This window comes from Pseudothermotoga thermarum DSM 5069 (assembly GCF_000217815.1).
Taxonomy (GTDB): Bacteria; Thermotogota; Thermotogae; order Thermotogales; family DSM-5069; genus Pseudothermotoga; species Pseudothermotoga thermarum.
Genome location: NC_015707.1, coordinates 483887 through 505543 on the forward strand (window position 1 = coordinate 483887; position 21657 = coordinate 505543).

The window sequence follows — 21657 nt, forward strand, 5'->3', positions numbered from 1 at the left end:
AAACCTCCTGGAGGCTTTTGATTTAGCCAAGCTTTTTCCGATCCACAAGATAATCGATGGCATAAAGGTATCCAAGATATCCAAGGCCACTTATAACTCCATCCACAACCGGGCTTATCACCGACTTGTGTCGAAATTTTTCTCTTTTGAATATGTTTGAAATGTGGACTTCAACCGTGGGAAGGTTAACGGCACTCAAAGCATCCCTTATCGCTATGCTGTAATGGGTATAAGCGCCTGGATTTATGACTATACCGTCAGCCCATTCCCTCGCGCGATGAATTTCGTCGATGATATCGCCTTCTGAAGAATATTGAACAATCTTCACAGTTACATTTCTTTGTCTTGCCCTTTCTTGTATCATTTGGTTGATCTCTTCAAGAGTTGTTCTTCCATAAACATGAGGTTCCCTGATGCCCAACAAGTTCAAATTCGGTCCATGGATCACCAATATGTTCATGATAAAACTCCCTCCATTTGCTCGATCAAATTCTTTACTTCAGAAGGGTCACATTCAATTACCCTGACATCCCCTATTTTAAAAGGTATGGTAAATCTCAATTTCCCACGAGCAGCTTTTTTGTCGAATTTCATGTATTTCAAAAGATCTCTTACGCTCGATAGCTCTATTTGTCTTGGAGAGGTCGGAAGCCCAAGGGAGTTCAAAACATTCTCTATACGATCTTTTGTTGAAAGATCGGCATACCCCATCAAGTGTGAAAGCATTGTTTCTAAAACAAGGCCAACTGAGACTGCCTTTGCGTGGCTTATTTGGTAATTCAAACAAGCTTCTATTGCATGACCAAAGGTATGTCCTAAGTTCAACACCATTCTAAGTCCTAAGTCCTTTTCATCCTGTTCTACGATTTTCCCTTTCAATTTTACGCAGAAAGAAACCACGTCAAAAACCACTTTTGGATCTCTTTCAAGGATTTTTGAAACGTTTTGAGCCAAATAGTTGAAAAACTTTTTTCCATCGATTACGGCTGATTTAACGACTTCCGCCAACCCTTCGGTGAAAATTTCATTGGGTAATATTTCCAAAAACTTTGTGTCTGTCACCACAAAACTCGGTTGATGGAAGGACCCAAGAAAATTCTTTTTCTCTCCATAGTTAACTGCAACCTTTCCTCCTATGCTCGAATCAACTTGGGCAAGCATTGTCGTGGGGACATAAATCCATTTTATCCCTCTCATGTATATGGCAGCCGCAAAGCCTGTCACATCCCCTATTACTCCACCGCCAACGGCGACAACAAACGACTCTCGATCCAAGCCAAATTTTGCAAATTCATCTATTATCTTAAACAAAGTTTCCGGTGATTTTCTCTCTTCACTGTCCTCTATCAATATCACGTATGACTCGATCCCTTCTTTGTTCAATTCTTCTACCATTTTCTTTGCAATGATTTGGTTCAAAAGAGGGTTGGTTACAACCGCAACTTTTGAAGGCATTCTTTTTTTCAAAAAGTCGATCACGGAATCTTTTGTTATGTTGTATCCTATTCTAACGTTATAACTTGTGGTTTGAGTTTTTACAGTTATGATTTCCCCTTCAATGTCTAAATTTCTTTCCTCCAATCCGTAGCTTTCCAGTTTTCTAGCAATTTCCCGTGCTATTTTCTCGGGTTGCAAGCTCGCATCCACAGTGATATCGGCTATTTGTCTGTAAATCGGTTCTCGTTGTTTTTGAAGAACTTCAAGTTTGTTCCTCTTTTCAGATGTATTTGCAGAATTGAGAAGAGGTCTTGATGAATCATTCTCAAGTCGTGCCACAAGAATGTCTATCGGAGCATTGAGGAAAACCACTACACAATTCTTTTTCAAAAGATCAACGTTTTCATTCTTCGTGACGGCACCTGCCCCAATGGATATCACGACATTTTGAAGCTTGCAAACTTTTTCCACCATCTGTTTCTCAAATTGCCTAAAACCTTCCTCACCGTAAATTTGGAATATCTTTGGAATATCCATAGAGGTTGTATCTTCAACTAGTTGATCTGTATCGATGAAAAACCATCCCAGTTTTTCCGCAAGAATTTTTCCAACAGTTGTCTTTCCGCTACCGGATAAACCGCACAAAACTACGCTTTTTTTCACCACCTATCTCCTCCTTTAACTTCCAAAAGTGCATCGGCAAGAACAAGAGCAACCATAGCTTCTGCTACAACCGCTGCCGATCCAACTGCGCAAACGTCGGATCGTTCAACATGTGCAGGGCATGGTTGATCGTTTCTAACGTCTATCGACGGTAAAGGATTTGCCAACGTCGGTATGGGTTTCATAGCTGCTCTGATGAAAATGATTTCTCCATTGCTGATTCCCCCCTCAATTCCTCCAGCCTTGTTGGTTGGTCGTTTTGGCTTTTGAATTGGGTCGTGTGCTTCACTTCCAAAAAGTTTTGCAAGTTGAAATCCAAGCCCAATTTCGACTCCCTTCACCCCGGGTATACTCATTATGGATGCGGCCAGACGTGCATCCAACCTTCTGTCCCAGTGAACATGGCTCCCCAATCCTACAGGTACTCCAACAACTGCAACTTCAAAAATTCCTCCCAAGGTATCTCCCTTTTCTTTTGCTTGATCAATCAGTTTTTTCATCCTTTCTGAATCTTCCAAATTTGGGCATCGAACCTCCGAAAGTTCTGCAAGTTGAAAAAGTTTTTCAACAACGTCTACTTTGCTCATGCGTTCTTCAATTGGTGGAAGGTTTGCCTCTATTTCTCCTATACTCACAACCCAGCTGAAAATTTTTATCCCTTCTTTTTGAAGAAGTTTTTTGGCAAAGTATCCGCATGCGACTCTCGCTGCAGTTTCTCTAGCGCTTGCTCTTTCTGCAATCGGGCGGCAATCTTCAAAACCATATTTGATCATGCCAGGAAAATCGGCATGTCCCGGTCTTGGTGCGTATATGGGGACGTATTTACCCTTCCAGTTTTCGTAATCCTTGTTTGGGATTAAAACGCATATCGGGGCGCCCGTGGTTTTACCGTTCAGAACACCTGAAACAATTGAAAAATCATCTTTCTCTATGTTTGCCCTCGCTCCTCTTCCGTATCCTTTTCTTCTTCGAGAAAGTTCCTTTGAAAGTTCTTCTTCGTTTACTTCAATACCAGCTGGCATACCTTCCAGGATGACGACCAATCCTTGGCCATGTGATTCACCCGCGGTCAAAAACCTCAACATTCCAACCACCAACTTCCTATTCTTTCTTTCAAAGAATCTATCATTTCCTCAACAGGACATTTGCGGTTTGTGAAAATCTCAAAAGCGTAAGCACCTTGCCACACAAGTATCTCAATCCCGCTTATCGTTGTATAACCAAGCCCTTTTGCTCTTGAATACAATAGTGTTGGTTTTTCACTGTAGGAATAATCACAAAAAACTTTCCCTCTGCCATTTTCTGAAAAGCAACCTTCAAGCAAAGCCGCCGCTCCTTCGGGCAAACAGTTGATCACAATTTCGACTTGCTTTAAAATATCGATTATTTGTTTCTCATCAAGATTCAAGATCTCAAAATTCGATTTTGGAAAAAGTTTGGCGAAGTGATCAACAAGTTCCTGTGCTCTTTGTAAGGTTCTGTTTGCCACAAAGATGTGTTTTGCCCCAAGGAGTAAAATCGATGCAACCGCAGCTGAAGCCGCACCACCGGCTCCAAGAATCAGAGCAGAATTAATTGAATTTCTTTTACGAATCCTAAGCGCTTTTATCAAAGCTGGCCCATCGGTGTTGTAACCAAAAGCTTTGATTGAAACCATTTTTTTGAACACAACAGTGTTGACAGCTTGACAAATTTTAGCAAAAGGACTTTTCACATCGCAAAGCTCAAAAACTTTGTTTTTGTGGGGAATGGTGACATTGAATCCCACCATTTGTCCAGCTGCTTCTTTGAAAAATTCGCTCAAACACTCTGGGGGAACAGGGATGGCTTCGTATTTCCAATCAAATCCAATGGTTTTCAAAGCTGCGTTTTGAATTATCGGAGAAAAAGTTTTTTCCAAAGGCCAACCTATTACGGCTAATTCTGGTAATTTTTTGCTTTTCATGTTAGATCACCTTCAAATTTGCTTGCAAACACTTTTGAGCATTTGAAAGAAGTTTGGGAAAGAGATGGCCACACAGTCTGCATTTTTGATCTTTGACCTACCATCGATTGAGATCGCGGCTACCGCCATCGCCATGGCTATTCTGTGATCGTTAAAACTGTCCAATTCCGCCGGTTTCAGCGGTTTGCCACCTGTTATCACAAAACCATCTTCAAGTTCTTCAACTTCTGCTCCAAGATTTCTCAAATTGTAAACTATAGCCTTTATCCTGTCGCTTTCTTTTACACGAAGTTCTTTCGCATCTTTTACCACACTTTGGCCTTCGGCAAACGTACAAGCCACGGCAATTATGGGGATTTCATCTATAAGTCTTGGAACAATCTCTCTTTCGATGGTTATTCCCCTAAGTCTTCCACCTTTAATCAATATGTCTGCAACTTTTTCTCCACCCCAGATTCTTTCATCCATTATCTTTATGTCACATCCCATTTGCTTTAGTATGTCTATGATTCCAGTTCTTGTTGGATTTATCCCAACGTCGCGTATAAGCAGTTGTGACCCTTCGTTTATCGCTGCAGCAACCATAAAGAAGGCAGCTGATGAGATATCTCCAGGAACTGTTATTTGTGAAGCCGAAAGTTTTTCAGCCGGTGTGATTTTTACAAAACCATCACCCATAACTACGTTTGCTCCAAAATGTTTGAGCATGATTTCGGTGTGATCACGTGTTTTTGGTTTTTCATAAATTACAGTCTCTCCATCTGCATACAAACCGGCAAAGAGCAAAGCCGATTTCACCTGAGCACTGGCAACGGGTAAGCTATAAGAAATCCCTTTGAGCTGACCACCTCGAACAATCAGTGGTGCGTAATTTCCGTCGTCTTTTCCTTCGATTTTCGCTCCCATCATTCTCAGCGGTTGAACAACCCTTTTCATTGGTCTTTTTGAAAGAGATTCGTCCCCAGTCAACACCGCTTCAAAATTTTGTCCCGCAAGGATACCTAAAAGTAATCTCATCGTGGTGCCAGAATTTCCTGCGTAAAGCTCTGTTTCGGGTTTTTTCAAACCTCTCAAACCTTTTCCTTTCACGATAACTGTATCTTGATCTTTGAACTCGATTTCCACTCCCATTTTCCTAAAGCAATCCACCGTTCTCAAGCAATCATCCGCAAAAAGAAACTTCCTTACAACAGTTGTACCTTCCGCTATAGAACCGATCATGATACTTCGGTGCGATATAGACTTATCCGGTGGCGGAATTATTTGACCATCAACTCTTACTTTTCCCTCTACGAAGATATCCACCTTCGAACCCTCCCTAGAATTTCCTACCAACTGCAGGTGCAATTTTTTTGAGATCTTCACAGAGCTTTGCGAACTGTTCAAAATTCAAGGACTGCGGGCCGTCGGACAAAGCTTTTTCAGGCTCAGGGTGAACCTCGATCAAAATCCCATCGGCACCAGCGGCAAGGGCAGCTTTGCTCATCGGCGGCACAAGTTTCGAACTCCCTGTCCCATGGCTTGGATCAACTATAACCGGAAGATGACTTATTTGTTTGACAAGGGCAACTGCGCTCAGATCCAAGGTATTTCTGGTTTTTTGCTCAAAAGTTCTTATGCCTCTTTCGCAGAGGATAACTTGAAAGTTTCCCTCGTTCATTATGTAATCAGCAGCAGCAAGCCATTCATCGATCGTTGCAGCGACACCTCTTTTTAAAAGTACAGGTTTCCCCGATCTACCTACAGCTTTAAGCAGTTCAAAGTTCTGCATGTTTCTGGCTCCGATTTGAAGGATATCGGCATATTCGGAAACCAAGTTCACGTGTTCTGGGCTCATCACTTCTGTGACGATGAGCAAACCGTATTTCTCACGTACCTCAGCCAAGATTTTGAGCCCTTCTAAACCTAACCCTTGGAAGGAATACGGTGACGTTCTTGGTTTGAACGCACCGCCTCTGAAGATTTTTATGCCACAGCTTTTTACAAATTCCGCTGTTTTGAAAGTTTGTTCTCTGCTTTCCACGGCACATGGTCCTGCCATCACAACGAATTCTTCTTTACCTATTTCAACATCTCCAACTTTGACCACTGTAGGCTTTGGGTTGAAAAGTCTGCTTGAAAGCTTGTAAGGGTCAGTCACATAAACTACCTTTTCTACCCCTTCCATCACTTCGATAGCTTTACCGTTCAGCTTGCGCCGATCACCTATTACACCTATGATGATCACCTCCTCTCCTTCTGAAAGATGAACTTTTAGCCCCGCTTCTTCAACCGTTTTGCAAACTTTTTTGATACTCTCTTCACTTGCGTCCTTTCGCATCACTATGACCAATCGAACCCCTCCTTTGCCAGTTTGTTTAATTGCTTAAAAAAAAGAGGGCATCCTTTTTTGGATGCCCTCTTCCTTTTACTTGGATTCCCCTACGCCTATTTGGCAACAGGTTTTAGGGGAACCCCGGAAGAGGGCATTCCCCTAAACCAATAGGCGTAGAAGAATTTCTTCGTTTGATTAACGATTAAACCTATTATACTTTTCAACATCATCAACCTTTCGATGGTTGATTTTTATAAAAAATACCAAATAATATTTGATTTGTCAAGTTTGTAAGGAGTGTGTTCGAAAAATCAGGAATACACTTATTGTCCCATCAATCAAAGTGTTTCAAACAAGCCTCGACAAAGAAACGCTCTTCTAATAAACGCCAACAAAAATATTACTTCACCCATATCCTCAATAAGTCGCAGCAAATTCTTAATCATCTTCACGGATAATCTTTTGAGTGAATATCTTCTCCTCATACAGAGTCTTCTTCGGTGAAGTGTTTTTAAGGATTATATCTTATTTTTGGAACAAGCAAGCACTTTTTTCGAACACACTCAGTTTGAAATTGTGTCTTCAAGCGAATGCTTTTTTTGGAGAACACAGTGGTTTTGTTCAAATCGAAAAATGAATGTGGCACTTTGAAACACTTTTTTCATTTTCAAATGATCATGATGAAAACCATTCTTTATGAGCTTGTTTCGCATTGCTGATATACATATACTGTAAACACGTCCATCCTAGGAGGAACAGCTGTGTCACTGATCATAGCGCTGAATCTGTTTTTTGCAACGATCTTTCTCGTGACGAGGGAAACGAAGCTAAGGTTTCGCAATAAAGAAATCGTCCTTGACTATGCCAGAGTTTCAATCCTCGTGCTAATTTTGCTCATTATATCTGGCATAGCCTCCATTTCAACCGTGAAAAATGCGTTGATGCCTCAGTTTAACATAGTGCCATGGCAAATACTCATCATCTTCTTCGGCTCAGCCTATGTTTGTACTTCTCTTGATATGTCCGGTGTTCTAAAGTACTTTGCCTACAAACTTGTCTTAGCAAGTAAAGAGAACGGCGTAAGGCTTTATTTCAACCTTGTCTTTCTCACAGCGATCATGACGATATTCACATCGAATGACATAGTTACTCTCACTTTGACTCCGATCGTTGCCTACATAGCAAGGTATTCCGGTATAAACCCAATACCTTTTTTGATATCCATATTCTTCGCATCGAACACGTGGAGTATGATCTTTTACATCGGCAATCCAACAAATGTGATAGTAGCCCAAGCCTATTCGTTGAGATTCTTTGAATACGCAAAATACATGCTTCTCCCAACTCTTGTTGCTGGAATCGTTTCAACCTTGATGTTCTTTCTGATTTACAGAAAGCAAATACCTCAAGCAGTTTCCCTCGCACAGTTAGAAGATCCAAAAGAAGACATTGTGAACAAATATTACTCGATCCTAAACGTAGTTGTTTTTGCGATCTTCTTCGGCTTCTTAGCCTTTGGAGATCTTTTCAACCTTGAACTTTGGAAAACGATTCTGGTGTTCTGCGGGATATACGCCGTGTTGAACTTGATCTTTTCCAGCAGCTTTGCAAGTGATTCGAAAGATAAGTTCACTGCAAACTTTTCTTTCTTCTTTGAAACTTTCAAACGTGTTCCTTGGAAAATACTCCCATTGGTTTTGGTATTCTTCGTCTTTGTGTACATCTTCAATTTGTACGGACTTACGAGGTACGTTGGAAATTTGATCAATTTCAAAAATCAAGCGCTTGGTACAGTTTTAATGGCTTTGATAACTTCTTTTGCCGCAAATTTGATGATCAACCAACCGATGACGATTCTTTTCGCAAACGCCATGAAGGTTGCGGGCATAGAGAATTTGAAATACGCATACGCTTTGGTGATAGGTTCAAACCTCGGTGGGAACATAACTTTGATGGGAGCTTTGGCTGGTCTTATGTGGTCCAGAATCTTAGCCTATTATGGGATAAAAATGGACAACAAGACCTTCGTGAAAAACACCTTGCCAGTCGTTTTGGTGACGATAGTTGCTTCATCTTTGGCTTTGCTTTTCTGAGTCACCTTGAATTAATTAGCACCTTGCTGGAAAATATCTTTCGATATAAATTCATACCATGGGCAGTTTCGGCAGGTTTTCCAGAAATCATTCTAAAGGTTCTTTCGCCGGAATCAAGGCGTTCTGCCATCAGAAATTGAGCACTCTCATCATCAATGAACGCTTTGACAAATGGATAAAGAAGTGTGACAGAGAAAGCTTCGACATCGTTGTCGATCAAAGCCTTTGTGATTTGTCGGCAAATCTCTGAACCTTCCCGTTCGTTCGTTGCCAAGAAGGATTCATTGAACAAAACAACCGAGAAAGGTTCTATACGGTTTGCGATTTCGTTCATCCTGGATAGTTCCTCATCGAGTCTTCCGCTCTTCATCGTTCTATCTTCCTCTTTCTTGAAATGAGTGTATATACCCTTTCGAATTGGAACCGCAAAAGACTCAGCTCCAACAAACATGCCGCACTGAGCCATCAATTGTGCTTGTCCAATGCTTCTTAGAAAGGTCGTTTTACCGCCTTGGTTTGCACCAGAAATTATATAGAGTTTCTTATTTCTTGCTTCAAAATCGTTTCCGACAACTTTGCTGTTTTTAACCAACGCAAGACCGACATCGTAAAGACCTTTCCACGAGCGATCCCAGCTATCCATCGGAAGTATTTCAGGAAAACAAATCGGCATGTTCAATGCTTTCAGTTTATCAGCTATGTTTAAACAGCCAACGTAGAACGCCAGTTCGTGCCTAAGCACGTTGAAAAAAGCCTGCAAGTGTTCCGCAGCTTGAGCCAGTGCATTGGCAGGCTGGTTTATAGCCCTTGCACGTCGTTTTTCCAAATCCATAGCACCGGCATCGTCCCGTGGTGCTATTGTATAAGATGGTGCAAACATCCATTTCAAAAGATAACCTCTGTCTTTCTTTTTCCTTCGCATCACATATTGGACACCTTGTAGATAGTTGCCAAGTTTTGCACTTACCAAAATACCTTCTTCACTGAGTTCATCCAAGAGTGAACGAACTTTGTGAAAGTAATCGTCATCCAACTCTTTCTGAATCATTGTCAACAGATTTCGAAATCCATCAGATTGAAAAGTTTGTATTGTGCTGTCGGCGATTTTTCTCAATCTCATCAGCATGTCGATGTATATTTTCAAAAGTCCAACTGCATTCGAATAAACTGCAGACAGATAAACCGATCCAAGCCAGTACCACGACTCTCTTCGCCGTTGCTCCGTTTCTACGGTTATCCTGTATAGTTCCCTGACCGAATCAGAGTTTTTCAAAGCATCTTTGAGGTTTTCCTGTCTGTAGAGTATTTCTTCCTTACAGGACAACGGATTGAAAAAAGCTGTGGAACAGACTTTGTAGATTATTTCATCTCCTTGAGCCATGGTTGAAAGGATTTGTTCCAACCCAAGATCTGAGATGAGAATTTCTTTACCATAACAAGGCTTAGATTCTGCATCGAAATCTTTGTCAGGAAACATGAGGTGAACTTTCATGTCTCTTCAACCTCCTGGAGAGCTTCTCATAAGTCAGTCCGTATTTTTCCGCTATGTGGATGGCATAGGCAAGACCATCCGGTGGTTTTCTGAGAATTTTGTAGGTTCTTTGAGAAGGATCATCATCTCTGACGGTTGCAACCATGCTGACGACTTCAGAAGAACGTGTTGCAAGTTCGTCGAGAAAGGTAACAACAACGGCGATTGATCCTATATATAGAATATGATCCATCATCAATTCACCCAAGGCTAATGCATCCGAAAGTGTTGTCGAAGTGAATATTTCATTGATCACCACGATGCTTTTGCTTGTAGCTTTTTCAAGAATTTCACGCAATCTCAAAAGTTCATCTTGCAACCTTCCGGTGAGATTTGAAACATCCTCTTCCCTTGGAAAATGTGTGAATAGGTTGTCAAAAAGATACAACTTCGCATCCGTTCCGGGCACACAAACGCCGATTGACATAAGCCAGTGTATTTGCCCAAAGGCTCTGGCAAAGGTTGTTTTGCCTCCCTGGTTTGGTCCAGTGATCACTATTATTCTTTCAGGATAATTCAAGACAAAATCGTTAGGAACAGTGCTATCAACCTTTGAAAATGCGAGTGCAAGATCAAAAACGTCATAACCGTACAGATGTTCTGTTGATTCAGAAACCTTTGGATAACAAAACGGCAAGCCAGCGTCTTTTAAAGGCTGAATGAGATCAAGCCAGGAAAGGTAGAACTGAATTTCCCTTGCAAATCTTGTGATAGCAGGATCTGGAAAGTTTAGATACTTTTCACAGAAATCGTATAGGCTTGAAAAGACTTCTTTGTAGAGCTTTGACAGCATCTCTAACACCGCAGCTTCAACGTGTGCAGCAGCCGGATTCTCAGTCAGCTTTTGCCGGTAATCCTTCACATCCCCTTGTCTGAACCTCTCAAAAAGCGCTAGAATCTGATTCGATAAGTCTGATTCGCCTTCATACTTTCTAACCCGAATCGTTCCGTTTTTTATGAACATACAGTATTCTACCTTTGAAAAATCCTTTCGAAGCTTCTGGACATATTCTAAGAGTCCATTGAAAAGCTCAGAGTTGGTGTAGCAAAACAAATATTCCGCAAAAGCTTTAAGTCCCTGTGATTTCAAGCTTCTTTTTGTCAGGTAATCGGTTAGGTTCAACACTTCCTTGCAGTAAGTTTCAGCGCAATCAAGCATATATCCACGGGGTCAAATAATTGTTTTCGTAGCTTTCTTCTGAACTAAGAGCTTTTCTGATCTCTGCCATCCGCTTATCCAATCTGTACATTTCTTCGGAAAAGCTTCCCAAAACCTTACGCAGCTGATTGTCTTCAAGTTCCCGCATGATCTCCTGTCTGTAAACAATCAAACTTGGATCTTGCAAATTCGTGTAGAAAAACCGTTGCAAATCAAACTCCCTTTTTCTTCTTATGATCGGTTCGAAGATCTTGTCCAAGTTCAAATCTTTAAAACACTCTGGTTCTGTCTTATTTACAAGCATCTCCTGTTCTTTATTTTGAAAAAGTATGCTGTAAAACATCGTTTCACCACCTTGGTGAAAATGCTTTATAAAAGAAAAAACTCCTACAAGTGTGCGCTGAGCGCAACCTGTAGGAGTCATCAGCCTCATGGCTATTAAAGGCGGACTCCATCGCCCAAATTAATTTTACCATAAACGGTTAGGCCTGATCTTTCTTCAGATCAACCAACGCTCTGCAATTGCCAATTCAGCAAGGCGAGTACATCCTATGTTGCTTTCTTCTTAACAAAGCGTAAAGACCTACGGCAACGTTCAAATCTTGGCATTTGCCTTGAGTTGGCTTTATTCGATCAACTCGAACTCGGCAATTCATCCTGTCAATCCTCAGATGTTAAATTTTTCCACTCTGTATACTGTATTGACGGACTGCAGTCAATGGAAGATAGACCAAAGGATCCTTTGGTCGGTTTTGCCGTGCCGTTTTGCAGGAATACTATATCCTTAAATAAATAAAAAGACTGCGGTCTCAAACTTGAAATAATGCATGCAAGCCGTTGATCTTTTCTCTCACTCTTCACGGTGATATTCACGTTTCACATACTCTACAACGATATCTCCCATTTCCTCGGTTGAAACCAATTTCTTGGCGGATGGGTTGTTCAGATAAAGATCCTTTGTCATGAATCCATCTGCTATGACTTTTTCGACGGCATCTTCTATAGCATTCGCTTCTTTTTCAAGTCTTAAAGAATATCTCAAAAGCAATGCCACAGAAAGAATAGTACCAAGCGGATTTGCAATGTTCATCCCCGCTATATCCGGCGCAGAACCGTGTATTGGTTCGTACAAACCTTTTAAGCCTTCACCAAGGCTTGCGGAAGGTAACATCCCAATTGAGCCTGTTATAACCGCTGCTTCGTCGCTCAGAATGTCTCCAAAGGTGTTTTCGGTGAGTATCACGTCAAACTGAGCAGGATTTTTCACAAGCTGCATCGCACAGTTATCCACGTACATGTGTTCCAAAGTTATATCTGGATAACGGCTTGCAACTTTTTGAACAACTTCTCGCCAAAGCCTAGAAGTTTCCAAAACATTTGCTTTGTCAACGGATGTGACCTTTTTCTTTCTGTTTCTTGCAAGTTCAAAGGCAACCTTTGCTATTCTTTCTATTTCTTCGTACGTGTAATACATCGTGTCGACGGCGTAGACTTTGCCGTTTTCTTCAAACCTTCCTTTTGGTTTTCCAAAGTAAAGTCCCCCTGTCAATTCGCGAACGATGACCAAATCAACTCCTTTTAGTAAATTTTCTTTCAATGGTGAACTGAAAGCCAAGTTCGGATAAAACTTCACCGGTCGAATGTTTGCAAACAGCTTCAAACCTTCTCGAAGTTTCAAAAGAGCTTTTTCAGGTCTCATATGAGAGGGTAAATCATCCCACTTTGGTCCTCCAACTGCCCCAAGCAAAATTGCATCTGCCTTTTGGCACAATTCCCAAGTTTCGTCCGGTAGCGGTACCCCCTTTTCATCCAAAGCTGCTCCTCCGATCAAACCAAATTGTATTTCAAAACCGTGATGGAAAAGCTTTCCAATTGTCTCTAACACCTTCACACCTTGTTTCACAACTTCCGGTCCTATTCCATCCCCAGGCAAAACCGCTATTTTGAAACCACTCATTTTATCTCACCTCTAGCCTTTGCCATGGCGAAGTTCAAAAGTCCTCCCCTTTTTATGATTTCCTGGATCAAAAGAGGGAAAGGTTTAATCTTAAAGACCTCACCGGTTGTTGCATTTTCCACTAGTCCATTTGATAGATCAACTTTCACCCAATCTCCTTCGTTTATTTTTTCAACTGCTTCAGGAAGTTCAACTATCGCAAGCCCTATGTTTATGGCATTTCTGTAGAATATCCTTGCAAAGGATTTTGCTATTATGCACTTTACGCCGGAAGCTTTGATGGCTATTGGAGCATGTTCCCTTGATGAACCGCACCCGAAATTTTCACCAACCACGAGTATTGTTTTTTCTTTAACTTTGACTTTGAAATCTGGATCAAGATCCTCCATACAATGGCGGGCAAGCTCAGTTGGATCAGTTGTGTTTAAATACCTGGCGGGAATTATCACGTCGGTGTCTATGTTGTCGCCATACTTCAAAGTTTTTCCTTCGTAGATCGTCATTCTTTCACCTCCACTTCCCACGGCGCAGCGATTCTTCCAAGGATTGCTGAGGCTGCTGCAACAGCAGGGTTTGCAAGGTATACTTCGCTTTTGGGATGCCCCATTCTTCCGACGAAGTTTCTGTTGGTTGTGCTTAAAGCTTTTTCTCCTTCGGCAAGCACTCCAAGGTGTCCTCCAAGACATGGTCCACAGCTGGGTGGTGTGATTGTGGCACCGGCTTCCAGAAAGATTTCTATCAAACCCTCTTTCAAAGCTTGAAGGTAGATCTCGGGTGTGGCTGGGGTTATTATGAGCCTCAAGTTGGGATTGACCTTGTGACCCTTTAAAATTTTTGCCGCGATTCTCAAATCCTCAAGTCTTCCGTTGGTGCAAGAGCCTATGTAAACTTGATCTAGCGTTATGTTTTTGCTTGCAGCTTCCGAAACTGGATAAACGTTGCTGGGTAAATGTGGAAATGCAACCATCGGTTCGAGTTTCGAGACGTCCCACTCGTAAACTTCTTTGTAATTTGCATCTTTGTCGCTAAAAATCAGTTCGTATTTCCTTTTAACCCTTTTCTTGAGGTACTCCAGTGTTATTTCATCAGGTTCGATTATCCCGTTTTTTGCACCAGCTTCCACAGCCATGTTGCACATTGTGAATCTATCTGCCATACCAAGGTTTTTGATGGCTTCACCAGCAAATTCCATTGCCATGTATCGTGCACCATCTACACCGATTTTTCCTATTGTGTAAAGGATTAAATCTTTTCCCCCTACCCACTTTGGTAACTTTCCATAGTAGATGAACTTTACAGTTTCTGGTACTTTCAACCACACTTCACCAAAAGCCATGGCATACGCGGCATCCGTGCTTCCAATCCCAGTTGAAAAGGCTCCTAAGGCACCATAAGTGCAGGTGTGCGAATCTGCCCCAACAACACAATCACCAGGAGCTATCAAACCTTCGTCTGGCAAAAGAACATGCGCTATCCCAGCTCTGCCAACCTCGTAGTAATACCTTATGTTTTGCTCTTTTGCAAAAAGTCTTGTAATCTTTGCCTGTTCTGCCGATTTGATATCTTTGTTTGGCGTCGAGTGATCTGGAACCAAAGCTATTTTCTCTGGATCAAAAACTTTTTCAACACCAATTTTTTTGAACTCTTTTATGGCAAGCGGAGCAGTTATATCGTTTGCAAGAACAAGGTCAACTTTTACGAAGATCAAATCGCCTGGGAATATTTCTTTTTTGTCAGAATGCTTTAGCAAAATCTTTTCGGTTATTGTGTAACCCATTTTGATTTTCAACCTCCCTGCTGGTGGCTGAGCAAATTGTTCAAACCTCTTATGTAAGCCAAAGCACTGGCTTCAACCACATCGGTACTTATCGCTCTTCCTATCACAACATTTCCTTGATTATCTGCGATTTTGACGATGGATTCTCCAAGTGCATCAGTTCCAGACCCAACCGAATGCAATGAAAAATCCAAAAGTGTGTGTGGTACCTTAACTGCTCTTGCTATCGCCTTGTAAACGGCATCAACTGGCCCATTTCCCGTTGATGTGCTCATCACTTCTTCACCTTTTATTTGAACAATCACGGTGGCCACAGGAATCAAGCCTGCTCCGCTGAAAACTTGCATGTGCTTTAACTTCAAATATTCTTCCCTTTGAGTGAAAGCGTTGGTCAAAATGGCTTCAAGGTCTTTGTCGGTAATTTCCTTTTTCTTGTCAGCAAGTTCCTTGAATTTGGCGAACGCCTTCTCAAGTTCTTCCTTTGAAAGTTCGTATCCAAGCTCTCTAAGCCTTTTTTCAAAAGCGTGTCTACCTGAGTGCTTTCCTAAAACTATTCTGCTTCCAGTCAATCCTATCCATTCTGGGGACATTATTTCATAGGTGGATGGATCTTCGATAACACCATGCTGGTGAATCCCAGATTCATGGGCAAATGCATTTGCTCCAACAATAGCTTTGTTTGGTTGAACGGGCACACCGGTTAAAGAACTTACCAACTTACTTGTTTTGTATATTTCTTTGGTGTTTACATTAGTGTCTTTGCCGATTTTTCTCACTTTTAAAGCCATTACGATTTCTTCCAACGCAGCGTTTCCTGCCCTTTCGCCAAGTCCGTTTATCGTGCATTCAACTTGATCTGCCCCGTTCATCACAGCAAAAAGTGAATTTGCAACAGCAAGACCAAGATCGTTGTGGCAGTGAACGCTTAGAATCACCTTATCCATACCTTTCACATTCTCTTTCAACTTTCGAATTAGCTCACCGAATTCCCATGGGAGAGCATATCCAACGGTGTCAGGAACGTTTATAACTGTGGCGCCCGCTTCAATGACAGCCGAAAAAACTTTGCACAGAAATTCAAAATCACTTCTTGTCGCATCTTCGGCGGAGAATTCAACATCAGAACAGTATCTTTTCGCGTATTTTACGGCTTGAACGGCTTGTTCAATCACTTCTTCTTTGCTTTTTTTAAGCTTTTTTTCCATATGGATGTTTGAAGTGGCAATAAAAGTGTGAATTCGTGGAGATTCTGCATTTTTTAAAGCTTCCCAAGCCGCGTCGATATCTTTGAAAACAGCCCTGGCAAGCGCCGCAATGACTGGACCTTTCACGTTTTCTGCTATAGTCTTTACAGCTTGAAATTCTCCGGGTGAAGAAATGGGAAAACCCGCTTCAATGACGTCCACGTTTAACTTTGCCAATTGTTTTGCTATTTCCAATTTTTCTTCGACGTTCAAACTTACACCAGGCGTTTGTTCACCATCCCGCAAAGTTGTGTCGAAAATGTAGACTTTTTCCATCTTCCCCACCCCATTCGAGAAGGTTGTTTGAAACAAATGATATCACACGTATGTGAAGATGTAAAGTGCAAAATTCACCATTTGGCAAAATTAACTGAGTGTGTTCGAAAAAAGGGCTTGAATATTCCGAAGATGAGATATAATCCTTAAAAACACTTCACCGAAGGAAGGAAGACTCTGTATGAGGAGAAAATATTCACTGAAAAGATTATCCGTGAAGATGATTAAGAGTTTACTGCAACTTATTAAGATGCCTGCGATTTCAACGCTTCATTATTGATAGGTGAAAAGCTTGAGCAGATAGTAGTAGATGGAACAGGCTTTGGATACGATGACAAGCAAAGGCTGAGTTGGATGAGGGGAAGGAAGAAAAAGGGGAAGCAATACTTGTAGGGGTAAGGATGGGACCAGCATACAGTGACGAGAGGAAACTTTTGTTGGGATTGATGGAGAGGACGTGGGTAAAGGCTGGATGTGTGATAGGGGATGCACTTTACAGGATGAGTGTGGAGCTACTGGGGAGATTACTTGAGCGGGCGGAACTTGTGCTGGTTCCGGTGAGGGATACATTGCACACGAAGGTTAGGAATCCTTTGAGGGGTAAGGTGAAAGAGATGTACGAAACCAACAGGGAGAAGTACAAGGAGAGGTATGTAGTTGAGCAAGTGATAGGGAAGATAAAGAATGCGTATGGCAGATGTGAAGGTACAAAGAGCATGCAGATGGCGAAGAAGAGGATATGGGTGAAGATGATACTGTACAACTGGGTAAAGGTAATATTTTTGTTGTTGTTTATTAGGAGGGTATATTTTTGTCGAGAGAAGCTTGAAGCACTTTGAATGCCAGGACAATAAGTGTATTCCTGATTTTTCGAACAGACTCACAAAATATTGACAAAGAGAAAGCGACAAAGTATAATTAGTTACACAATGTTAATAGTTTCACACAAATTCACATTTATCATCAAAAGGAGGTTTGGTTTATGGGTTTTAAAAGCCTTTCAAGACTTATTTTCATGATTGCGTTAATCCTCGTGCTAGCCATGACTTCAGCCTTCATGATAGTTACTTACTTTAACACAAAAAATAGCATTTTGGAAAACAGACTCTGGGGAGTCAAGAGTTTAGTTGAACAAGCTTACGGATACATTGAGTTTCTGTATTCGAAACTGCAAAACGGAGAGATAGAGAGAAAGGAACTTTTTGCGCAACTTCAGAAATCTTTGGACAAGATGCGATATGACGGTGGAAATTATATTTTCTTGTACGAGAACTATGTACAGATTTACACCCCAAATTCTGCGAATATAGGAAAAGATTTGAGGGATTTACAGGATCCAAACGGTAAATATGTCATAAGGGATCTGGTTGACGGTTCAAAGGCTAAGGGTGAAATTTTCTACACCTACATGTGGCCTAATCCAGCAAAGAATGGAAAGGTTGAGCCGAAATACTCGTATGCAAAATGGTTTGCGCCCCTAAATCTAATGGTTGGTACAGGGGTTTATCTGCCCGATGTAAACCAAGCTGTCCTCAAAGCGATGATACCAGTTATAATATCATTTTTAATTGTTCTTTTAGTCATGATGGCTCTCACATTTCTAATTTCTCGAGGCATAGGAAAAGTAGCAAGCAAAGTTATGCTTGCAACCGAGAAGATAGCTGAAGGCGATTTAAGTGTTAGAGTTAATGTAAAGAGGAAAGATGAATTTGGGAGGATATCTTCAGCTTTGAACTCTATGGTTGAAAAACTGAGGAATACGTTGTCTGAAATTTCCGCAGTGAATATGACTGTCAGCAAGAACTCATCTGAGCTTTCGGCTTTTTCTGAGAAAGTGAAGGCTGCAATTGGAACCGTAAATAAACAGTTTGAACTAACCGCAGGTGATATTCAAAACATATCAGCTTCTTTGGAGCAAGTCAATTCAAGTGTGGAAGAAATTGCCGCCTCGGCTCAGAATGTTTCGAAGGCAACTCAAGAACTTTCGGCAGCGGCAGGGAATATGAAAAACTCTGCTGAGACGAGTGTAAGTATGATTGAAGAAGTCTCAAAGAGCTTCGAAAGAACATATCAAGAGGTTCAGAAAGCTTTTGAAACAGTCAAGAAGCTTGCTGAGAACGCCCAAAACATTGGGGAGATAGTTGAAGCCATAAATAGCATAGCAGAGCAGACAAATCTTTTAGCTCTCAATGCGGCTATAGAAGCTGCAAGAGCAGGAGAGGCTGGAAGAGGATTTGCAGTTGTCGCCGATGAAATAAGAAAACTCGCTGAAGAAAGCAAGCAGGCAACCGGAAGAATAGCGAATATCTTGAAGCAAATTCAAGACCAAACAAGAGAAGTTAGCACAAGTACGGAGAAAACTGTTGTTTCGATAAAAGAAAGTGGGGAAGCTGCGACAAGAATAAGTGAATATTTGAAAAACATAACAGGCCTTATTCAAAAAGTGGCCCAGATGATAGAGACAACTACGGCGGCAGCAGAAGAGCAAAGTGCAGCTACGGAGGAGATAGCCTCAGCTGTCGATTCTTCATCCAAAACACTTGTAAACCAAGTTGAAAAAATTGAAAGGATAAAGGATGAGCTTAATGGCATTGAGAAATCCGCAGAAACTTTGGCGAAATCAAGCCTTGAACTTCAGAGATGTGTTGAAAGTATGAACAAACTGATTTCTAAGTTCAAAATTTGAAGAAGTCGCATTATTTTAATTCGCTTTCCCTGATTGAGTGTGTTCGAAAAAAGGGCTTGAATATTCCGAAGATGAGATATAATCCTTAAAAACACTTCACCGAAGGAAGGAAGACTCTGTATGAGGAGAAAATATTCACTGAAAAGATTATCCGTGAAGATGATTAAGAGTTTACTGCAACTTATTAAGATGCCTGCGATTTCAACGCTTCATTATTGATAGGTGAAAAGCTTGAGCAGATAGTAGTAGATGGAACAGGCTTTGGATACGATGACAAGCAAAGGCTGAGTTGGATGAGGGGAAGGAAGAAAAAGGGGAAGCAATACTTGTAGGGGTAAGGATGGGACCAGCATACAGTGACGAGAGGAAACTTTTGTTGGGATTGATGGAGAGGACGTGGGTAAAGGCTGGATGTGTGATAGGGGATGCACTTTACAGGATGAGTGTGGAGCTACTGGGGAGATTACTTGAGCGGGCGGAACTTGTGCTGGTTCCGGTGAGGGATACATTGCACACGAAGGTTAGGAATCCTTTGAGGGGTAAGGTGAAAGAGATGTACGAAACCAACAGGGAGAAGTACAAGGAGAGGTATGTAGTTGAGCAAGTGATAGGGAAGATAAAGAATGCGTATGGCAGATGTGAAGGTACAAAGAGCATGCAGATGGCGAAGAAGAGGATATGGGTGAAGATGATACTGTACAACTGGGTAAAGGTAATATTTTTGTTGTTGTTTATTAGGAGGGTATATTTTTGTCGAGAGAAGCTTGAAGCACTTTGAATGCCAGGACAATAAGTGTATTCCTGATTTTTCGAACAGACTCCCAGTGGTACTTGACAAAAAATGTTAACAGGAGTATGGTTATCTCAAAGAGGTGTTTTGGCTTGCTCAACCTGACGGTAATGTCACTCGATGCTTTGTTATTCACGAAAATTCAATGGTGGTGGTGCTGCCCCAATTCGGCGGGGTAGTGACCACTTACTGTTGATTTTACGCCGAATTGGGGCTCTCTTGAAAAAGAGAGCCCCTTTTTTTATTACAAAAAGGAGGGGTATTTGTGAGAATTAGGGTTGATTTGAAGTGTGAGGAGATTCCAAGGTGCTGGTACAATGTTCTTGCAGATCTTCCGTTCAAACTCGATCCACCGCTCGATCCAAAGACAAGGAAACCTATGCCTCCAGAGGCTTTGACAGCTATCTTCCCGCCTGCGCTGGTAGAACAGGAAATCTCTGACAAAAGGGAAATACCTATTCCAGAACCAGTGCTGAAGGAATATGCAGTTTACAGGCCAACTCCACTTTATCGTGCAACCTACTTAGAAGAGTACCTTCAAACTCCTGCAAGAATCTATTACAAGTACGAAGGAGTAAGTCCAACTGGGAGTCACAAAACCAACACTGCCTTAGCTCAAGCTTACTACAACAAAATCTGCGGTACTGAAAGACTTGTTACTGAAACAGGTGCTGGTCAGTGGGGAAGTGCTTTGTGTTATGCGGGCGCAAAATTTGGTTTGAAAGTCGATGTTTTCATGGTCAGGATAAGCTACGAGCAAAAGCCTATGAGAAAGTATTTGATGAAGCTTTACGGTGGGGATGTTGTTCCAAGTCCCAGCGACAGAACTAGCTTTGGAAGATCTCTTTTGGAAAAAAATGGAGAAATGCCAGGAAGCCTGGGAATAGCCATAAGCGAAGCAATCGAAACTGTATTGTCTGATCCAAAAGCAAAGTATTCTCTTGGAAGTGTTTTGAACCATGTGCTTTTGCATCAAACGGTTATTGGTCTTGAGATCAAAAAACAGTTGAAAATCCTTGGTGAAGAACCGGACGTAATCCTTGGTTGTCACGGTGGAGGATCGAACTTCGGTGGAACGGTTCTTCCTTTCATACCAGACAAACTTTCGGGAAAACCAATAAAAATCGTTGCTTGTGAACCGACCGCTTGTCCATCTTTGACCAAGGGAAGATACGATTACGACTATGGTGATACTGCAGGTATGACTCCTTTGCTTAAGATGTACACCCTTGGAAAAGACTTTATCCCACCGAAGATCCACGCAGGTGGACTAAGGTACCACGGAGCAGCACCAATTGTTTCAAAGCTTTTACACGAAGGCTTGATCGAAGCGATCGCGTTTGATCAAGATGAGGCTTTTGAAGCCGCAAAGACTTTCGCAAAATTTGAGGGAATAGTTCCAGCCCCTGAAAGTTCCTATGCGATAGCAGGTGCAATAAGGGAAGCAAAGAAAGCAAAGGAAGAAAAAGTTGAAAAAGTCATAGTCTTCAACCTTAGTGGTCACGGATTGTTTGATCTTTCTGCATACGTGTGATCGGGCATTTTGCCCGGTCACTTTTCCCATCTTTATAAATCCCTTCGTCTGGAAACCCCAAAGAATTTTCAGAGAGTTTTGAGCAAATTCCATAGTGATTTTCCAGGGAATTTTCATTTGCATAGATATCCTAAAGCCAGGAGGTTATGGGGATGGGTATAGTTCACACCGGCTATATGAGTTCACCGAGACAAACTTTTTTTGTGCATTCTCCCGTAACCACCACGGAATTTCAGCAGATTTTCAGCGGA

18 protein-coding genes and 1 riboswitch are annotated in these 21657 nt (G+C 41.6%); of the genes, 5 read left to right on the forward strand and 13 right to left on the reverse strand.

Annotated features, from left to right (window positions below):
• Nucleotides 1–22: 22 nt before the first annotated feature.
• Genes aroQ through aroF form a run of 6 tightly spaced genes read right to left on the reverse strand, consistent with a single transcriptional unit; the run spans nt 23 to nt 6377 of the window.
• Nucleotides 23–460 (reverse strand): type II 3-dehydroquinate dehydratase, encoded by a 438-nt coding sequence (gene aroQ, locus THETH_RS02465; RefSeq protein ID WP_013931803.1) that lies wholly within the window; start codon nt 458–460, stop codon nt 23–25.
• Complete coding sequence (aroB, locus tag THETH_RS02470) at nt 457–2100, reverse strand: 3-dehydroquinate synthase (RefSeq protein ID WP_013931804.1); 1644 nt, start codon at nt 2098–2100, stop codon at nt 457–459. The genes aroQ and aroB overlap by 4 nt, the downstream gene beginning before the upstream one ends.
• Nucleotides 2097–3185 carry a chorismate synthase gene (gene aroC, locus THETH_RS02475; protein WP_013931805.1) on the reverse strand — a complete coding sequence of 363 codons (1089 nt, stop codon included), beginning with the start codon at nt 3183–3185 and terminating at the stop codon, nt 2097–2099. The genes aroB and aroC overlap by 4 nt, the downstream gene beginning before the upstream one ends.
• Nucleotides 3179–4045, reverse strand: coding sequence for a shikimate dehydrogenase (locus tag THETH_RS02480; protein WP_013931806.1), 867 nt, complete (start codon nt 4043–4045; stop codon nt 3179–3181). Before THETH_RS02480 ends, aroC begins: the two co-directional genes overlap by 7 nt.
• Nucleotides 4046–4057: 12 nt before the next feature.
• On the reverse strand, nt 4058–5350 hold the full coding sequence (aroA, locus tag THETH_RS02485; protein WP_013931807.1) for a 3-phosphoshikimate 1-carboxyvinyltransferase: 1293 nt from the start codon (nt 5348–5350) through the stop codon (nt 4058–4060).
• A gap of 13 nt (nt 5351–5363) precedes the next feature.
• Nucleotides 5364–6377 (reverse strand): 3-deoxy-7-phosphoheptulonate synthase, encoded by a 1014-nt coding sequence (gene aroF / locus THETH_RS02490; RefSeq protein ID WP_013931808.1) that lies wholly within the window; start codon nt 6375–6377, stop codon nt 5364–5366.
• Between the two features lie 743 nt (nt 6378–7120).
• On the opposite strand from aroF, the gene THETH_RS02495 reads away from it, so the two are divergent.
• On the forward strand, nt 7121–8452 hold the full coding sequence (locus tag THETH_RS02495) for an ArsB/NhaD family transporter (protein ID WP_013931809.1): 1332 nt from the start codon (nt 7121–7123) through the stop codon (nt 8450–8452).
• Nucleotide 8453: 1 nt separating this feature from the next.
• On the opposite strand, the gene THETH_RS02500 is transcribed toward THETH_RS02495, so the two are convergent.
• The 7 genes from THETH_RS02500 to THETH_RS02525 form a co-directional block, all read right to left on the reverse strand.
• Entirely contained in the window at nt 8454–9944 is a 1491-nt protein-coding gene (locus THETH_RS02500) for a MutS-related protein (protein ID WP_013931810.1), read from the reverse strand.
• Entirely contained in the window at nt 9919–11142 is a 1224-nt protein-coding gene (locus THETH_RS02505) for a MutS-related protein (RefSeq protein ID WP_052295959.1), read from the reverse strand. The genes THETH_RS02500 and THETH_RS02505 overlap by 26 nt, the downstream gene beginning before the upstream one ends.
• The gene (locus THETH_RS10270) at nt 11135–11485 is read right to left on the reverse strand and encodes a hypothetical protein (protein WP_052295960.1); all 351 of its coding nucleotides are present in this window, start codon (nt 11483–11485) and stop codon (nt 11135–11137) included. Before THETH_RS10270 ends, THETH_RS02505 begins: the two co-directional genes overlap by 8 nt.
• 64 nt (nt 11486–11549) lie before the next feature.
• A riboswitch (Fluoride riboswitch) is annotated at nt 11550–11610 on the reverse strand.
• Nucleotides 11611–11992: 382 nt separating this feature from the next.
• Nucleotides 11993–13099, reverse strand: coding sequence for a 3-isopropylmalate dehydrogenase (gene leuB, locus THETH_RS02510; protein ID WP_013931811.1), 1107 nt, complete (start codon nt 13097–13099; stop codon nt 11993–11995).
• Entirely contained in the window at nt 13096–13596 is a 501-nt protein-coding gene (gene leuD, locus THETH_RS02515) for a 3-isopropylmalate dehydratase small subunit (protein ID WP_211205287.1), read from the reverse strand. The genes leuB and leuD overlap by 4 nt, the downstream gene beginning before the upstream one ends.
• 2 nt (nt 13597–13598) lie before the next feature.
• Nucleotides 13599–14876: a 3-isopropylmalate dehydratase large subunit gene (gene leuC, locus THETH_RS02520; RefSeq protein WP_013931813.1), complete on the reverse strand. Its 1278-nt coding sequence runs from the start codon at nt 14874–14876 to the stop codon at nt 13599–13601.
• Between the two features lie 8 nt (nt 14877–14884).
• The gene (locus THETH_RS02525) at nt 14885–16396 is read right to left on the reverse strand and encodes a 2-isopropylmalate synthase (RefSeq protein ID WP_013931814.1); all 1512 of its coding nucleotides are present in this window, start codon (nt 16394–16396) and stop codon (nt 14885–14887) included.
• Nucleotides 16397–16746: 350 nt separating this feature from the next.
• Between THETH_RS02525 and THETH_RS10655 the strand changes: the two genes are divergently transcribed.
• From THETH_RS10655 to THETH_RS02545, 4 genes are all read left to right on the forward strand, one after another.
• The gene (locus tag THETH_RS10655) at nt 16747–17235 is read left to right on the forward strand and encodes a transposase (RefSeq protein ID WP_157723296.1); all 489 of its coding nucleotides are present in this window, start codon (nt 16747–16749) and stop codon (nt 17233–17235) included.
• A 143-nt stretch (nt 17236–17378) separates the two neighbouring features.
• Nucleotides 17379–19082 carry a methyl-accepting chemotaxis protein gene (locus THETH_RS02535; RefSeq protein ID WP_013931815.1) on the forward strand — a complete coding sequence of 568 codons (1704 nt, stop codon included), beginning with the start codon at nt 17379–17381 and terminating at the stop codon, nt 19080–19082.
• Between the two features lie 289 nt (nt 19083–19371).
• The gene (locus tag THETH_RS10660; RefSeq protein ID WP_157723296.1) at nt 19372–19860 is read left to right on the forward strand and encodes a transposase; all 489 of its coding nucleotides are present in this window, start codon (nt 19372–19374) and stop codon (nt 19858–19860) included.
• A 277-nt stretch (nt 19861–20137) separates the two neighbouring features.
• Entirely contained in the window at nt 20138–21406 is a 1269-nt protein-coding gene (locus THETH_RS02545) for a TrpB-like pyridoxal phosphate-dependent enzyme (protein ID WP_013931816.1), read from the forward strand.
• The last annotated feature ends 251 nt before the right edge of the window (nt 21407–21657 follow it).

Bases quoted from the DNA above. Each gene is read 5' to 3' on its own strand.
- aroQ (WP_013931803.1), bottom strand. From the start codon at position 460: ATGAACATATTGGTGATCCATGGACCGAATTTGAACTTGTTGGGCATC.
- aroC (WP_013931805.1), bottom strand. From the start codon at position 3,185: ATGTTGAGGTTTTTGACCGCGGGTGAATCACATGGCCAAGGATTGGTC.
- THETH_RS02480 (WP_013931806.1), bottom strand. From the start codon at position 4,045: ATGAAAAGCAAAAAATTACCAGAATTAGCCGTAATAGGTTGGCCTTTG.
- THETH_RS02500 (WP_013931810.1), bottom strand. From the start codon at position 9,944: ATGAAAGTTCACCTCATGTTTCCTGACAAAGATTTCGATGCAGAATCT.
- THETH_RS02505 (WP_052295959.1), bottom strand. From the start codon at position 11,142: ATGCTTGATTGCGCTGAAACTTACTGCAAGGAAGTGTTGAACCTAACC.
- THETH_RS10270 (WP_052295960.1), bottom strand. From the start codon at position 11,485: ATGTTTTACAGCATACTTTTTCAAAATAAAGAACAGGAGATGCTTGTA.
- leuB (WP_013931811.1), bottom strand. From the start codon at position 13,099: ATGAGTGGTTTCAAAATAGCGGTTTTGCCTGGGGATGGAATAGGACCG.
- leuC (WP_013931813.1), bottom strand. From the start codon at position 14,876: ATGGGTTACACAATAACCGAAAAGATTTTGCTAAAGCATTCTGACAAA.
- THETH_RS02525 (WP_013931814.1), bottom strand. From the start codon at position 16,396: ATGGAAAAAGTCTACATTTTCGACACAACTTTGCGGGATGGTGAACAA.
- THETH_RS02535 (WP_013931815.1), top strand. From the start codon at position 17,379: ATGGGTTTTAAAAGCCTTTCAAGACTTATTTTCATGATTGCGTTAATC.